The 15,675-nt window shown below is 38.4% G+C and carries 14 protein-coding genes and 1 pseudogene; 7 read left to right on the forward strand and 8 right to left on the reverse strand.

The window, feature by feature from the left end; all coding sequences use genetic code 11:
- A partial coding sequence (locus P767_RS18445; protein WP_172637500.1) for a glycosyltransferase occupies positions 1 to 689 on the reverse strand: 689 nt, incomplete at its 3' end.
- 288 nt (positions 690 to 977) lie between these two features.
- Between P767_RS18445 and P767_RS0102275 the strand changes: the two genes are divergently transcribed.
- On the forward strand, positions 978 to 2,834 hold the full coding sequence (locus P767_RS0102275) for a PAS domain S-box protein (RefSeq protein WP_026763245.1): 1,857 nt from the start codon (positions 978 to 980) through the stop codon (positions 2,832 to 2,834).
- Here the strand turns inward: P767_RS0102275 and P767_RS17415 are convergent.
- From P767_RS17415 to P767_RS18740, 5 genes are all read right to left on the reverse strand, one after another.
- The gene (locus P767_RS17415) at positions 2,773 to 3,399 is read right to left on the reverse strand and encodes a glycosyltransferase family protein (RefSeq protein WP_157611329.1); all 627 of its coding nucleotides are present in this window, start codon (positions 3,397 to 3,399) and stop codon (positions 2,773 to 2,775) included. The genes P767_RS0102275 and P767_RS17415 overlap by 62 nt on opposite strands.
- A 4-nt stretch (positions 3,400 to 3,403) precedes the next feature.
- Positions 3,404 to 4,006, reverse strand: a complete 603-nt coding sequence (locus P767_RS0102285) for a glycosyltransferase (protein ID WP_026763247.1) — start codon at positions 4,004 to 4,006, stop codon at positions 3,404 to 3,406.
- Between the two features lie 129 nt (positions 4,007 to 4,135).
- Positions 4,136 to 6,634 (reverse strand): PAS domain-containing hybrid sensor histidine kinase/response regulator, encoded by a 2,499-nt coding sequence (locus P767_RS0102290; protein WP_026763248.1) that lies wholly within the window; start codon positions 6,632 to 6,634, stop codon positions 4,136 to 4,138.
- 5 nt (positions 6,635 to 6,639) lie between these two features.
- Entirely contained in the window at positions 6,640 to 7,719 is a 1,080-nt protein-coding gene (locus P767_RS15395; protein ID WP_245586814.1) for a sigma-54 interaction domain-containing protein, read from the reverse strand.
- Between the two features lie 62 nt (positions 7,720 to 7,781).
- Complete coding sequence (locus P767_RS18740) at positions 7,782 to 8,003, reverse strand: hypothetical protein (protein WP_245586815.1); 222 nt, start codon at positions 8,001 to 8,003, stop codon at positions 7,782 to 7,784.
- 181 nt (positions 8,004 to 8,184) lie between these two features.
- On the opposite strand from P767_RS18740, the gene P767_RS18075 reads away from it, so the two are divergent.
- From P767_RS18075 to P767_RS0102320, 4 genes are all read left to right on the forward strand, one after another.
- Positions 8,185 to 9,267: a response regulator gene (locus P767_RS18075; protein ID WP_051416998.1), complete on the forward strand. Its 1,083-nt coding sequence runs from the start codon at positions 8,185 to 8,187 to the stop codon at positions 9,265 to 9,267.
- Positions 9,268 to 9,328: 61 nt separating this feature from the next.
- Positions 9,329 to 9,961: a response regulator gene (locus P767_RS0102305; RefSeq protein WP_026763249.1), complete on the forward strand. Its 633-nt coding sequence runs from the start codon at positions 9,329 to 9,331 to the stop codon at positions 9,959 to 9,961.
- A 224-nt stretch (positions 9,962 to 10,185) separates the two neighbouring features.
- Positions 10,186 to 10,629: a response regulator gene (locus P767_RS0102315; RefSeq protein ID WP_026763250.1), complete on the forward strand. Its 444-nt coding sequence runs from the start codon at positions 10,186 to 10,188 to the stop codon at positions 10,627 to 10,629.
- Positions 10,611 to 12,470, forward strand: coding sequence for a PAS domain S-box protein (locus tag P767_RS0102320; RefSeq protein ID WP_026763251.1), 1,860 nt, complete (start codon positions 10,611 to 10,613; stop codon positions 12,468 to 12,470). The genes P767_RS0102315 and P767_RS0102320 overlap by 19 nt, the downstream gene beginning before the upstream one ends.
- Here P767_RS0102320 and P767_RS0102325 read toward each other — a convergent pair.
- Both P767_RS0102325 and P767_RS0102330 read right to left on the reverse strand, forming a co-directional pair.
- Positions 12,467 to 13,393 (reverse strand): DMT family transporter, encoded by a 927-nt coding sequence (locus P767_RS0102325; RefSeq protein WP_026763252.1) that lies wholly within the window; start codon positions 13,391 to 13,393, stop codon positions 12,467 to 12,469. The two genes, P767_RS0102320 and P767_RS0102325, sit on opposite strands and share 4 nt — an antisense overlap.
- Position 13,394: 1 nt before the next feature.
- The gene (locus tag P767_RS0102330; RefSeq protein ID WP_026763253.1) at positions 13,395 to 14,204 is read right to left on the reverse strand and encodes a 2,3,4,5-tetrahydropyridine-2,6-dicarboxylate N-succinyltransferase; all 810 of its coding nucleotides are present in this window, start codon (positions 14,202 to 14,204) and stop codon (positions 13,395 to 13,397) included.
- A 52-nt stretch (positions 14,205 to 14,256) separates the two neighbouring features.
- Here P767_RS0102330 and P767_RS0102335 point away from each other — a divergent pair, with 52 nt between their 5' ends.
- Together P767_RS0102335 and P767_RS15405 are read left to right on the forward strand one after the other, a co-directional pair.
- Positions 14,257 to 15,264 carry a glycosyltransferase family 9 protein gene (locus P767_RS0102335; RefSeq protein WP_026763254.1) on the forward strand — a complete coding sequence of 336 codons (1,008 nt, stop codon included), beginning with the start codon at positions 14,257 to 14,259 and terminating at the stop codon, positions 15,262 to 15,264.
- A gap of 13 nt (positions 15,265 to 15,277) precedes the next feature.
- Positions 15,278 to 15,675, forward strand: a pseudogene (locus tag P767_RS15405) (tRNA nucleotidyltransferase); the annotation flags it as partial.

The following is a 15,675-nucleotide window of genomic DNA, read 5'->3' on the forward strand; positions in this document are numbered from 1 at the left end:
CATAATATGGCATTGTTGGCATGGTTTTTCTTGAATTTTGCAAATCCATGCAGTAAAATATCAATGCCCATTTCGGTGTTATTCAGTTCTCCATTGAAGCAATAAATAATTTCATCGTGCTTCATTATTTTAGGTGCAATATTCAGGTTGTTATTGATTAAACCGTTGGGACAGATATAGGATTTTTGCAGATAAAAAGGAAATAAAGAAAGCAACTCTTTTCTTTCCTGTTCGCTGTTGAAATGCAGTGCAGAAGACCAGTTAATTAAATTCTGATCAAAGTTTTCCAAATGTTTTTTCTTCAGGTAAGACGCTTGGCCCATAGTGTGTAAATTGTATCTCCCATGCGGCGATAGAATAAATGGTATTTTGTTTTCCTGCAGATAAAAAGCAATTGGATAATATACCGGAACAATGCCTCCGTGAAAATGAAAAATGCTGTTGGTGCCGGTTTTCATTAAATGTTTCCGGATTTCCTTCATGGTATTCCAGATAAATAAATGATGAGAGAAATGCTTTACAGGGTAAGCTTTATTTTGAAACTGCTCTGTAGATCGTCTGCTTATTTCCCAAATGCCGGCTTTCAATCCCAGCTTAATCTGTTCTGTAGCCAGTTGATTTACGATATCAGCTATCGGGTTGTTTTTCGACCTGGTATTTCTTATAAATACCACGTGTATAATTTCCATAAGAAAAACGGCATTTGATAATTCTGGAATGAAAATACAGTATATTTATTTTAGATTTTTAATTACTTATGAGCTGGAAAGAACTGACTTCAAAATCTATATCTTTTGCTTACTTATTGTTGCTTTGGGGCCAGTTTTTATATTGGATGGGACGAATTTTTTCAGTACACAATATTAAATGGTTCCTGCTGAAGCTCGTTATATACGCTTATCTTATTCTTTGGTTATACAATTACATTAAAACCTGGTTGGGAACTCTAAAACAGTTTGGTCATTAAATGCTAAAAAATGCGCTATCCATATTCAGTTGATAGAAAGTTATTAGATCAGATTGCATCTCCTGATTATTTTGTTTTTACCATAGATCTGGATGCCAATATAACTTTCTGTAATGATGCTTTTCAACGGATTTATCTGATTGTGGGAGAGTCGGTAGAAGGAGTATCTATTGATTCTTTATTACATTCAAAAGATGCCATCGCTATTAAAGATGTTGTGCATCAGGCCTTACTTTCAAAGTCGCTGGTGCCTTCCATAATCCGGTTGTCCAATCCTGCAAATGCAGCATTGACCGGGGATATTCATTATGAAGTAAGTCCGGTTCAAGACAGACGATCTTTTCCAATTGCTTTTTTGTTAATTGGGAAAATGGTTGCAGCAGGAAGCAATAGTAAATCAACTGCAGCATCAACAAGCCAGGGTTCAGGACTCAGTGGACAGAATCGCGAATGGTTCCGGGAAGTGGCTGATTGTATGCAGGAAATGGTTTGGATGAGTGATTATCAGCAACAACTTGTTTTTGTAAACAAAGCATGGCTAAAATACCGGGGAACCGTGATGGATCAGGAAATGGGGAATGGATGGATGGAGTCGGTTTATGCTGAAGACCGTTTTCAACTGGAGCAATCTTTAACTACCTCTTTTGCGGGCAGAAAGCCTTTTACAGGGCAGTTCAGAATTAAAAAATACGATGGTAGTTACCGATGGGTAGAAATGCAGGGGAGTCCGATGTTCAGTAATCTGGGTGATTTTATTGGTTATACAGGAACATTACAGGATATCACGCATATTAAAGAGCTGCAACTTCAGCTGAACCGGCAAAAGGAAATGCTGGAAGTATCCAAAATAGAGTTTACCAAGTTTACAAAAATTGCACAGCGTATTAATGTGGTAATTATTTTATGCGATCCGGGTTACAGAATTACCTGGGTAAACGATAGCTTTGTTAAGCTTACCGGATTCCCTCTGCGTGAAGTAAATGGTAAAGACCCTCTGGTTATTCTTTCGGGGCAGGATACTGATCCTGTTGTAGCCGATAAGTTGAAGAAAACAATTGAACAGGGAAAGAGCCTCAGAACTGAAATTGTATTTTATGCCAAGAACGGCAATAAAATCTGGCTCGATTTAAAATTGGAAACCTTATTTGATAAGGAAGGGAATGTACTGGGTTATCTGACGATTCAAAATGATATCACTAAGAAGAAAATGACGGAAAAAGATGTGGAAGAGCAAATGACCCACTTGAAACAAATTTCTGATATTGCTTCTTTTGAACTAAGGCATGAATTTTCTAAAATTCTGCAAATACTACAGACTGCTAAGTTTCAACAGAACAGTCTGGAAACTTATCAGCAGATATTGGCAGATATTGAGTCGTCTGCGAACACAATGAATCATGCCATTCTGAAAATTTCAGACGAAGTAAGTTTTGCTTCTTCAAGTAATTTAGCACTGAATAAATTCTTATTAAATCAGGCTATTGAAGAAATTATATTGATAGATGATGACCACATGATTAACAAACTGAATACAGTTATCATCCGCAATGTGATTCCCAATATGACGGTAACCGTTTTTGATAATATTGATGAAGCGCTTGAATACTTAAAGAATAATCCAACCCACAAAAGAAAAATATTCCTTGACTTAAACTTTATGGGAAGAAACGGATGGGATTTTCTGGAGGAATATGAACGTATGAATCAACCCTGGCCAGTAATCATCTTAACTTCTTCAATTGATCATAATGATTATGAGAAATCAAAAAAGTATTCCAATGTTACCCACTTTATAACAAAGCCGCTTACGGTTCCGCAATTTGAGGAGTTGAGTGCATTGGATGAAGCTTCTCCAGTTGGGAGTTAAATGTCTTTTTCATTAATGCACCATTTGCATAAACTTTCATGGGATGTAATGTCTGCAAAATAATGAGTAAATCAATCATGGTTTTAAAGTAGAATGCGCCATTGTTTGTAATTTTTCTATTGTAATCAGAATCGTAGGCAACAATGGGAAGTTGCATGTACATGGCTTCTACTATCGAATAGGTTTCATCGGGCTGGCGGTAGGCATCTATAAAAATAAAGCAATTGGTCCTCAGCATATTTAAGGTTCTAAGCTGAATTTGCGGGTCAAGCATTTTAATCAGGTAGTTATTCTGATATCTGTCTAACAAAGTCTGACCATAGGCAGTTGATTTCCAGTTGGCCACTGCCACAATAGGGTATTGATTTAATCTGATAAAACTTTCAAATACAATATGGATATCATTTTCTGGTTCGGCATCAGTAATCATTAATGCATATTTGCCATAAAGAAAAGGGAACAGCGTATGGTCTTTTGTTTGAATAATTTCATGGGTGCATTGTTCGTGTAATGCTCTTTTATTCATTTGATGGAAAACGTTTTCTATCTGCTTGTCTGTATCCATTCTTTTAAATTGTCTGTTCAAAAAGATTTTGATGTGCTTCAGCAATTTTGTTCCAGTGAAATTGTTCGTTCACCATGCGGAGTGAATTTCTTCTTTTTACATTCCAGTTGTTGTATTTGATATCCTGAAGACATTTTAGCATCAATTTTGCCAATTGTTTATAGTTGTTCTCTTCTAAAACATAGCCGGCATTGTAGTTTTGTATATACTGGCTTATCTGAAAATTACCAGATACAATAGATGGAACAGCTACTGATGCTGCTTCTAGAACGGAAGATGGGAAAAATTCGTTACGCGATGGTCTCAGGAAAAGATCAACCTGATGCAGGAGGTCAAATTTTGCCCTGCCATTAGGAATGGATTTAATTTTTACAAAGTCTTCAATATGATATTCCATTATTAAACCTGAGAGTAACTCCTGATCCTTGCCTTCTCCAATCAGCCAAAGGCTTCCATTTTCCAGGTACTTGTTTTTATAATCGGAAAAGGCTTTTAATATAATATCCAATCCAAAAGATTTGCAATCGAATTCGCCCATGAAGGCAAATACCGGTACTTCGTTTTTTTTGCTTTTGTATTGTTGAGGTAGTTGAATAAAAGATTCCATATGTAATGACAATGATTCAACCTTAGGTTGCCAATACAATGCCAAAGCTTTTCCTGATGTATATCATTGATTTTCAAATAATTGATATACAATATTTCTTTCCGATTTTCCCGATTTGGGAATCAGGGCTTATTTTGAGACAACTAAATGGGGGTAGTCTGCTTTTATCTGATCAATCACCATCATCATGGCTTGTGAAACCCAGTTTGCTTTGTGTATAATGTCTTCAGGAGGTGGATTTTTTTGGGCTGCTTCCTCTATATACCGAATGGTTTGAATGGCAGATTGAATTCCCATACTGCGTATGGCAGATTTAATTCTGTGAGCCGTACGCTCCACTTGTCTCCAGTCTTTATTCCTGGCTGTTTCCTGGAGTAATTCAATATCCTCAGGCATCGTTTGTAAAAACAGGCCAATCATTTTATCTATGAATGCTTTTTGGTATTTACCCATTCCCATTAAATGGGCCTCACTATATAATTTTTCGTTTGTAGGGTTTATCAAATGTTCATTATCGCTGCTGAAACAAAAATCATTTTTTTGCATGCATTGTAAAATCACCATCAGAAATTCCTCTTCCAGAAAGGGTTTGCTGATATAGCCATTCATGCCTGCATTCAGGTATTTTTGCTTATCGCCTTCCAACGCATTTGCGGTTAAGGCAATAATTGGGATGGTGCTATTGGGAGAATCCTGCATGCTTCTGATTATGGATGTAGCCTGAATTCCGTCTATATAAGGCATGGAAATATCCATTAGAATTAAATCGAAGGAAAAGTTTTGCACTTTTTCTATTGTTTCTCTTCCATCAATGGCTTCCGTAACATAAACGCCCTTCTCTTCCAGTATTGATCGGGCAATGAATTGGTTCATTTCAACATCTTCAGCCAGCAGTACACGTAATCCCTTTAGCTGATTATAGTCTGTAATGGCAAATGCAGGCTGGGTTGCCTGCGCACTTGATTTAAATGGCAGCTGAATACTGAATATACTGCCCGCATCTATTTTACTTTCAACACCAATTCTGCCACCCATCAGGTTAACGAGGTTTTTAACAATGCTTAAGCCTAATCCAGTGCCACCGTATTTTCTGGATGTGGCAGAATCTGCCTGCTGATAAGGTTGAAATAAAGATTCAATCTTGTCTTCCGGAATGCCTATTCCACTATCTTTTACTTCAATTCTAATAAATATATCTTCTGGTGTTTCCGTTATGGTCTGCAATTTTATTTCAACACTTCCCTTGTCTGTAAACTTGATGGCATTGGCTAATAAATTGGTAACTATCTGACTTAATCGATAGGGGTCTCCAACCACTTCCAGGGGGTGTCCGATTGAATCGTGAAAACTAAGCTGGATATTTTTCTCTTTAGCTTTGTATTGAAAGCTTTCTGTTAGTAAAGCAAGTTTTTCATTCAGCAAAAATTGAATGTTTTCCAGTTCAATTTTGCCTGCAGATATTTTCTCGAAATTTAAAATATCATTGACGATTACCAGTAAATTGTTCGCGGCATCCTTAATCATGCCGGTCATTTTTTGTTGTTTCTGATTCAGTTTTGTTTTGGCAAGTAACCCGGCAATCCCAAGAATTCCATTCATGGGAGTTCTGATTTCATGGCTTACATTTGCCAGAAATAAATCTTTTGCTCTGGCTAGTTCATCTGTTTTCTTTTTTGCCTGAATCAATTCGTCTTCAATCTGAACTCTTTCGGTTATATCTGTATGAAGTCCTATAATCATTTCCAGTTCGCCATCTTCATTCAGTACAGGATGAAGGTTTCTTAAGATATAACTGATTTCACCATCTGTATCCGTCTTTCGCTCTTCTATAATACCTCCTTTTTTATGGTGAATTACCTGCTCAAAAAGATCCTGATAATTAGATACTTTATTATCTTTTAATTCAGGAAGGGAATTGCCTGCGCCTTTTTTTCCTATCAGCCATTCAATAATCCATTGTCTTAATTCAGGATCCTTAATGGCAATAGGATTTAAAAACAGGTCGGCGTATTCAGGACTTAATACGGCAATATCTGCAGGCAGGTAGCTTAGTATTTTTTCGTAAATATTTTTTTGCTTCTCCAGTTTTTTTTCAAGTGTATATTTTAATGTCGCATCTGTATAATACCAGATATGACCTGCATATATATCCTGCTGAAACAGCGGTATATAGTCCCTTTCAATGATCATTCCATTTCTGAATTCCAATATATCATTTCTAACCTGAATCCGGTTACTCAGTATTTCATTTGTTCGCTGATGAAAATGATAGGGATTAGAGAAAAGGGTTTCATCAATCTGATGGTTGCTATATAAGTCTGTGCCAATTAAATTTTGAATAGGAGCGCTGATGTTGAAAAGCTGACAAAAAGATTCATTGATGCTAATTACCAAACCTGATTCATTTTCAATTAAAATGCCCGTCTGCAAATGTTGATTGATACTGTTGATTACTTCAGTTCCTGTAAAGGAATATTCTGTTTTTTCTGTCTTGTTTAGTTTTCTCTGTAATAACAGCAGCTCATTTTCTTTCTGCAATAATTTTTTTTCGGCAGCATACCTTGCCGCTCTTTCCATTTCCAGCTCTATGGATAGTAGTTTAGAAGGGGTATTTGTATTGTCTGCCATGCGAATTATTTAATTAATTCACCTCTTTGCATCATTCTGTAAATGGTTGATTTGCCAATATCCAGTTTTTTGGAAACGGCAATTACATCCTGGTTGTATTTATTAAGGAAATACTGGATAATTTGTTTTTCATATTCCTTTAAAGTTGTTTCCTTAAATAACAGGTTGCCCATCTGGTCACTGGCGTCTATATTGATATCGCTTGGATAAATCAGGTCCGATTCAGACATTACAACTGCCAGTTCAATAATAGATTTTAGTTCTCTGATATTTCCGGGGTAGTCGTATTGTTTTAGTTTTGCAATTGATTCCGCTGTTAATGTTTTCAGGGGAAGTCGGTTGTCGCTGCAAAAACTCTGAATAAAATGCTTGGCCAGAATTAAATAGTCGTTGTCTCTTTCTCTTAAGGGGGGGAGTTCTATGGGCAGACCTAAAAGCCTGTAATACAGGTCTTCTCTGAATTTTTTTTCCTGCACTTCTTTCAGCAGGTTTCTATGCGTTGCTACAATTATTCTAACGTCAATCGGAATTACTGCGTTGCCCCCAATTCTGGTAATTTCCCTTTCCTGTAAAACCCTCAAAAGTTTAGCCTGAAGATGAATGTCCATTTCAGCAATTTCATCCAGGAATAGAGTGCCTTTGTTGGCTTCCTCAAATTTACCTATCCGTTTTCCCTGGGCACCGGTAAATGCACCTTTCTCGTGTCCGAATAATTCACTTTCCAGCAAATCCGGGGGAATGGCAGCAACATTAATGGCAACGAAAGGATATTTATGTCTTGTTGAGTTATAGTGAATGGCTTTGGCTACCATTTCCTTTCCGGTTCCGGTTTCTCCGGTTAGGGATACCGTAATATTTGTTTTAGCTGCTTTGTCTATCAGTGCAAAAACTCTTTGAATGGAATCACTTTGTCCAATGATTACTTTTGAAAAATCATAATTTTTTTTCAATTCATTCTTCAGTTGTTCCACTTCCTTTTTAAGCCCCTTGATTTCCTGCAGGTGAAGCAACACATTCCATAACCGGTCTTTGGTATCCTCGTCTTTTACAATATAATCGAATGCACCTGATTTTAATAGTTCCACCGCAGTGGTAATCTGATCCTGTCCGGAAATAATAATGACTTCAGTTTCCGGATAACGCTCTTTTATTTTTTTAATACCTTACTGCCATCTGCGTCTCCTTCTGCCAGTGCGTAGTCCAGTGTTACTACATCTGGTTGTTCGTGTAGTTGTTGAAAAAATGCTTTTTCTGTTTCAAATCTGCTAACCTGGTAATCAGGGTTCAGAGACAGATAATGTTCCAGCATGGTGCCATACCAGAGGTCATCTTCCAGAATGAAGATTTTGAGTGGTTTTGTTGGTCTCATTGGATTTTCTTGGTCCTCCAATTTAGTGTAATTTCTTGCCGAAATAGTGATTTTATTCCCAAAAAGGGAAATTCAGTCTCAAAAAAATTAGATTTTTAAGCGTTTTTTTATACTAACTGATTGATTATTATAATATTAATAATCGGCATATTATTTTCTACGTCCTACTTAAATATTATCGATGAATCCGCAGTCTTTACATACAGGTTGGTTGCCTGCTGAAGTATCCCAGGCTTCTTTGTTAGAAGAAATCTATAATAAGTTGCCAGATATGGTTTTTTTGTTTGATGTGAAGGAGCGTAAATTCATCATGCGCAATCCGGCACTGAATCATATGTTGGGTTTTGAACACCTGAAAGATCAGGAAATTAATTGCATTTCATTGAGAACGCTGATACATCCGGAAGATTGGAGAGGCGTGCAGGCTGCGGTTACCAATGTGGGAACGGGAGAGCAGGCGGTAGTGGAAGTGGAATGCAGGTGTATGGACAAAATGCAGCAATATCAATTCTTTCATACGAGATTGTCCGTATTTGAAAAACAGGGGGAGGACATACTTTATATACTTGGAATTGCACAAAATATAACCGAGCGAAAGAAAATTGAACTGCAAAGCCAGTTGTTTAAAAACCGTTTACAGGAATTATCCTTTATTACCTCGCATGAAATGCGCCATGAATATGCTAAGATTCAATCCATTGTTAATCTGATGGATAATCAGTTTATTTCGGACGCGGAAAGAATTGAATTAATAGCTGAGGCCAGGAAGTCTATACAACTGATTAACTCAGCCATTTTTAAATTGAATCACAAACTGTCTTTTAACCAACACGATGAAACTTTTGATATGAATAAGGAGAATGAATCATTTAAGAAAATTATATTCATTGATGACGATGTATTAACCAATGTGCTGAATAGAAAAATTGTGCAGGCACTTATGCCTGAAATGCCGGTAGAAGTATTCATAGACATAGACGATGCCTTGGATTTTATAAAAACTTCGGGGGAACTCCAGCAAACCCTGATTTTTCTGGATATTAATTTTCCAGGCAGGGGAGGCTGGGATTTTCTGGATGAATACATCACCCATTCCGAAGCAGCCAACGTAATTGTGCTGTCATCTTCCATTGATAACCGGGACAGAGAAAAAGCCAGAAGCTATTCTGCTGTAATTGATTATATCACCAAACCCCTGTCTTTTGATTTTATCAAGACTTTTTTTGAAGAATTGAGATCTTTTCAGCAAGAAAAACAAGGATAGTGTAAAGCTCAATTTCTTATCTTTAACGCAGTATTACCGACAAAAGGGTAGTTGGAAACATATGCGTATACTTATTGCAGATGATCATGGATTAATCCGGGAGGGTTTGAAAAAGATTTTACTGGAGTCTTTGCCATTTGCCGAAATTCATGATGTCTCCGATTCTGCCGAATTATTTAAAAAGTCCATCAAGGAGCCCTGGGATATTATTATTTCAGATATCAGTATGCCCGGCTATTCCGGAATTGAGATTTTAAAGCAGATTAAAACCCATGTGCCCAATACCCCTGTATTAATGCTAAGCATGCATTCACCTGAACAATATGCTGTAAGAGCTATTAAAGCAGGTGCATCCGGCTATCTTACCAAGGAAAGTGCACCTTATGAGCTGGTTACCGCCGTACAGCAAATTTTAGCCGGGAGAAAATACATTACCAACCGGGTGGCAGAAGTACTGGCCAGTTCTCTGGAAACCGACTCTTCCAAGTTGCCGCATGAAAACCTTTCTGACCGTGAATTTGAAGTGTTGAAAAAGCTGGTAGAAGGTAAATCGGTTTCTGAAATAAGCGAGATGCTCTCTTTGAATATTAATACAATAAGTACCTACCGTGCCCGGATACTCGATAAAATGGGACTCAGAAGCAATGCTGATTTAATCAGGTATGCGATTGAGCACAAGATTTCTGATTTGTAGTGATAACACTACAAGTTGTCGTTTTTTTATAGGTCTTAATCCCTATTTACTACTACAATGATTTGCCAATTAGTTTTTTAGTATTGCATTTTAGGATGCTTGCATCCAGTTTAAAATTCAATTTCCTGAAAAACCAATTGTAGTAACTTAACTACAAAAGCTTTGTGGGCCAGCCCTACAAAGCTTTCTTTTTTGATAGAGTACATTTGATTAATAACCATTTTATGAGAACTTCCTCTATCAACGTGTTGATTGTAGAAGATGCTGCAATTATTGTTCAGCAACTCAATCATCTATTAATGGATCAGGAATCCAGATTAGAATTGCATTTTGCGGAGACCGCAGAGCAGGGTTTGAGGATTGCGCAGGAAAATTTTCCGGATGTATTTATTCTGGACATACAGTTGCCAGGCCAGAGCGGAATTGAATTGCTGAACCAGATTAAGTTATCCTTTCCTTCCAGACAGCCGCTGGTGATTTTCTTAACGAATATGCCTAATGCTACTTATCGTCAGGCCTGTCTGAAAAAGGGAGCTCATTTTTTTCTGGATAAGTCAAGAGATTTTCTGATGTTGCCGGATATTATTCACCAGTATATTTCAAACGACAATTTTTTGCAATCCATTTCTCCACTTCCAAATACAAGTTTATGCAGTTCGACGAGTTAAAAGATACTGTGGTTGTGGATTACAATAAGTTCGGACAATATGTATTGGCTATTGATACGAACGGAGAAATTATGTATTGCAATGATGCATTTCAGGTATTGTATCAATTGCAGGGGATTTCTGTTGTAGGTATTTCTATTGAAGCATTGTTCAATCACCAGGAAGCAGGTCTTATCAGGAATTCGATGCAGCAACTGCTGCAGCCTGCTTCAAAGCCAAAAGAACTGCAACTCAAATATCCCGGAAGTTCACCGATGCGGAATACTATTCTTTTTTCGGTTCAGCCCATCACAGATAAAAAAGGTAAAATGACAGGAGTTTTGCTGAAGGGGGATTTAAAAGTTCCGGCTCCTGAAAACCGGAAACCCCTTCTGGTACCCCAAACAGGCGTGTCTGAAGGGAAGGGACAATCATCAGGATCTGTTGAGCATTGTTTTAATGAATTGGCAGAGTTTATGCCCGATTTAATGTGGATGACCAACCACCATCATCAGATTACCCATATTAATAAGGCCTGGCAGCAATATTGCGGAACAAATAAGGAAGAACAATTGGGAGAAGGCTGGATGAAACAGATTCATCCGGAAGATATTGAAAAAGTAATTGCAGACAGAAAATCAGCTTTTGCCATTCAGCAACCTTATAACCTGGTTTACCGCTTTAAAAAACAGGATGGTAATTTTCGCTGGATGAATATGAAAGGCAATCCTGTTTATGATGTACAGGGAGTTTTTCTTGGGTATACTGGTTTGTGTCTGGATATTACTGCTGTAAAAGAAGCCCAGATTCAAATCAGAAGACAGCAGGAATTAATGGAGAGCACTAAAATTGAATTCGGCAAATTCACAAAAATTGCTCAAAAAATCGGAAGCATTATTATCATGTGTAATGCGGATAACCGGATTACCTGGGTAAATGATGCATTTGTAAAAACGACCGGGTATACCTTGAAAGAAGTTACCGGAAAAACACCCGGAAGTTTTTTAAAAGGTCCTGAGACAAGTAAAGAGACATTAGATAGAATCCGGAAGGTAATTGAACAGGGTAAGGGAATCAGAACAGAAATTTTATATTACACCAAGAGTGGGGCCCGTATCTGGCTAGATTTAATGATTGAATCCTTGTTCGACAAAGACGGGGTAATAACAGGGTATATAACCATTCAGAAAGACATTACCCTTAAAAAAATATCAGAGAAGGAAGTGCTTGAGCAAATGAGTCATCTCAAGAAAATTTCTTTTATTACTTCCCATGAACTAAGACATGAGTTCTCCAAAATTTTGCAGTTGTTACAGACTGCTAAATTTCAGGACCATAATCTGGCAACCTATGCACAGATTTTTACTGATATTGAACATTCAGCCAATCTGATGAATGACGCAATATTCAAGCTGAATGATCAGATTAATTTTGCTTCTTCGAACAGTATTTCTCTGAATAAATATTTGTTGAATCAGGCCATAGAAGAAATTTGTCTGGTAGATGATGATCACCTGGTAAATAAACTGAATGAACTGATTATCCGCAACGTAATGCCAACCATGCCTGTACACACATTTGATCAGGTAGATACTGCATTGCAATATGTAAAAGAGAATCCAAATACCAAGCGTAAGATATTTCTGGATTTGAATTTTTCCGGAAGGTCGGGCTGGGATTTTCTTCATGAATACGAAAAACTAAGTCATCCATGGCCGGTTGTTATTCTAACTTCTTCCATTGACCATGTTGATTATGAACGTTCCAAGAAATTTTTAAACGTTACCCATTTTATAACCAAGCCACTCACGATTGAACAGTTTGAAAAACTGAGTGAAATGGAACATTTGATGGTGCACTAGTGTTCAATGCGATTGTTCTGCCATCCAATTAAAATTACGCCTGCAATTACCAGTGCAGTGCCCAGTATTTGGGTAATTAAAATGGGTTCGTTCAGAAATATGGATGCCTGTATAATGGTAGAAACAGGTCCGATGCTGGTGATGATGGATGTGTTGTTGCTGCCAATCCTTTTCATACCTGAGCTGATCATAAAAGAGGGAATCACCGTGGCAATAATGGCCAATGCCAGACTATACCATCCCAATTCCCAGCTCATCGTTACTGTTTGCCATTGTTTTTTTACTAAGAAATGGAGGAATATTCCCGCGGTTGCGGCCAGCATTGCATAAGCGGTATAGCGGGTTGCTCCTGCTTTTGTAACCATTCTGCCGGTTCCAACCAAATAAAATGAATAGGTAACCGCACATAAAAAAACCATGAAAGAGCCAAAATAAAATGAATCATTCTGCTGTACCGTACCCAATTCAGCATAATAGGCAATTCCAATCCCTGTATAGGTAATACCTAATGCCAGTAACTGAATGCGGGTAATTTTTTGCTTGAACAGGTAAGTGTTCAGGAGAACGGCAAATGTGGGATACAAAAACAATATCAGTCTTTCCAGTCCGGCAGAAATGTATTGAAGACCAATGAAGTCGAATAAACTACTCAGGTAATATCCAAGTACTCCCAGCAAAATTATCCAGCGGAAATCTCTTTTGCTGAGCGGTTGTACATTTTCTTTCTTGCCCGCCAGCCAGGCAGCGGCAATATAAAAGGGTAGAGACAATAACATTCTTAACGTAAGCAATGTAATTGCATCTACCCCTGTATTTTTAAAAGCGAGTTTTACCCAGATGGCTTTGGTGGAAAACAGAATGGCTCCGCCAATGCTTATTAAAAAGCCTTGCAGAAACAATTTAGATTGCTTCTCCTGAGGCATTTTAAACACTTACATTAAAATCTCTTAATGCATCATTAAGACTGGTCTTTAAGTCGGTACTGGCTTTTCTTTGACCAATGATTAGTGCACAGCTTACCTGGTATTCTCCTGCATTGAATTTCTTGGTGTAGCTACCAGGAATTACCACGCTTCTGGCCGGAACCCTTCCTTTCATCTCAATGGGTTCAGGTCCGCTTACATCAATGATTTTGGTGGATTGGGTTAGTACCACATTGGCCCCCAATACAGCTTCTTTTTCTACAATTACTCCTTCTACCACAATACACCTGCTTCCAATAAAGCAACCATCTTCAATAATAACCGGGCTGGCTTGTAAAGGCTCCAGTACACCACCAATTCCAACACCGCCACTCAGGTGTACATGCTTGCCAATTTGTGCGCAACTGCCTACGGTAGCCCATGTGTCAACCATCGTTCCTTCATCAACATAAGCACCAATATTTACATAGCTGGGCATCAATACCACATTCGGAGCAATATAGGCTCCGTATCTTGCTGTAGCAGGGGGAACGGCTCTTACACCCAGTTCCTTGTAGTTTTTCTTTAATAACATTTTATCGTAGAACTCAAAGGGGGGCATTTCCCAGGTTTGCATTTCCTGAACGCCAAAATACATGAGTATGGCTTTTTTAACCCATTCGTTAACTACCCATCCATTTTCTCCCGGGCTGGCTACTCTCAGCTGTCCCTTATCAACAGCTTCAATTACCTGTTTTACGGCATCACTGTATTGGGTATCCTTTAATAAGGATCTGTCATTCCAGGCGGCTAATATTAAGTCTTGAGGCATATTTCAATTTTGGGCAAAAGTACAGTATTTCAGTTTTGTGTAGTTTTGCCGGATGCAAAAATTGCTGATTATTCAAACCGCATTTATTGGAGACGTGGTGTTGGCAACCGGATTACTGGAGTCCATTCACGAAGCATATCCGCAGACTCAGATAGATGTATTGGTTAGAAACGGCAATGAGTCATTATTCACCGGCCATCCCTTTGTTCATAAAGTGCTTGTTTGGCAAAAGAAACAGCACAAGTACAGGAATCTGATGCAGCTGTCTTTAGCAGTAAGGAAGGAATCTTATGATATGGTTATCAACCTGCAACGCTATGCTGCAACCGGATGGATTACCTGTTTTTCGGGTGCCAGAGAAAAAATAGGATTCAATAAAAATCCCTTTCGGTTTTGCTATACCCGAACCATTGTGCATAGTATGGATGCAGGAAAGGGGGGTCATGAAATCAACAGAAATTTTCAATTGATCGGGCATATGAAAGGGGTGCAGTTGAAAAAGCCTGTTTTATATCCTACTGCATCCGATCTGGAAAAATTGCTACCCTATCAGCATCAACCCTATATCTGTATTGCCCCATCCTCGGTATGGGCAACCAAACAGTTCCCCAAGGAAAAATGGATTGCCTTTCTGGATGCACTGCCCCAAAACATTAAAGTGTATGTGCTGGGTGGTCCCGGTGATGTTTTACTCTGCAATGAAATTATTGAAGCCAGCAGCACCAATAATGCCGTTAACCTTGCCGGTAAATTGAATTTTCTGTCATCTGCTGCCCTCATGAAAAATGCCTTGATGAACTATGTAAATGATTCGGCTCCCATGCATTTTTGCTCTTCAGTAGATGCGCCTGTAACCGCCATTTACTGTTCTACGGTTCCCGGATTTGGATATGGTCCGTTAAGCACTCTTAGTTATACTGTAGAAGTGAAGCAGGCCCTGGATTGCAGGCCTTGCGGATTACACGGGAAAACTGCCTGTCCTCAGGGGCATTTTAATTGCGGATTTCAAATTGAAATTGCACAATTAATGGCCACTCTTCCCGCCCTGACTAAACAATAGTACATTTGCAGCAATGATGATTTCGTTTACTGAAAAGGAGGAAGCTGTATTCAGGCAAATAGGTGCACTTGCAGATCAAATGAGCATGCCCTGCTACCTGATTGGTGGTTTTGTAAGAGATAAGATAATTGGAAGAAATACCAAGGATGCAGATATTGTTTGTCTGGGGGATGGAATTGAACTGGCACATTTATTTGCAAACCGGTTGAATCCTCAGCCCGCTGTTGCGTTTTTTAAAAATTTTGGAACCGCACAGGTAAAGTGGGAAGATTTTGAGATTGAATTTGTAGGAGCAAGAAAGGAAAGTTACCAGCATAGCAGCCGGAAGCCACAGGTTTCAGAAGGGACTTTGGAAGACGATCAGAACAGAAGGGATTTTACCATCAACGCAATGGCCATTGCCTTGAATGC

Source organism: Sediminibacterium salmoneum NBRC 103935, assembly GCF_000511175.1.
Taxonomy (GTDB): domain Bacteria; phylum Bacteroidota; class Bacteroidia; order Chitinophagales; family Chitinophagaceae; genus Sediminibacterium; species Sediminibacterium salmoneum.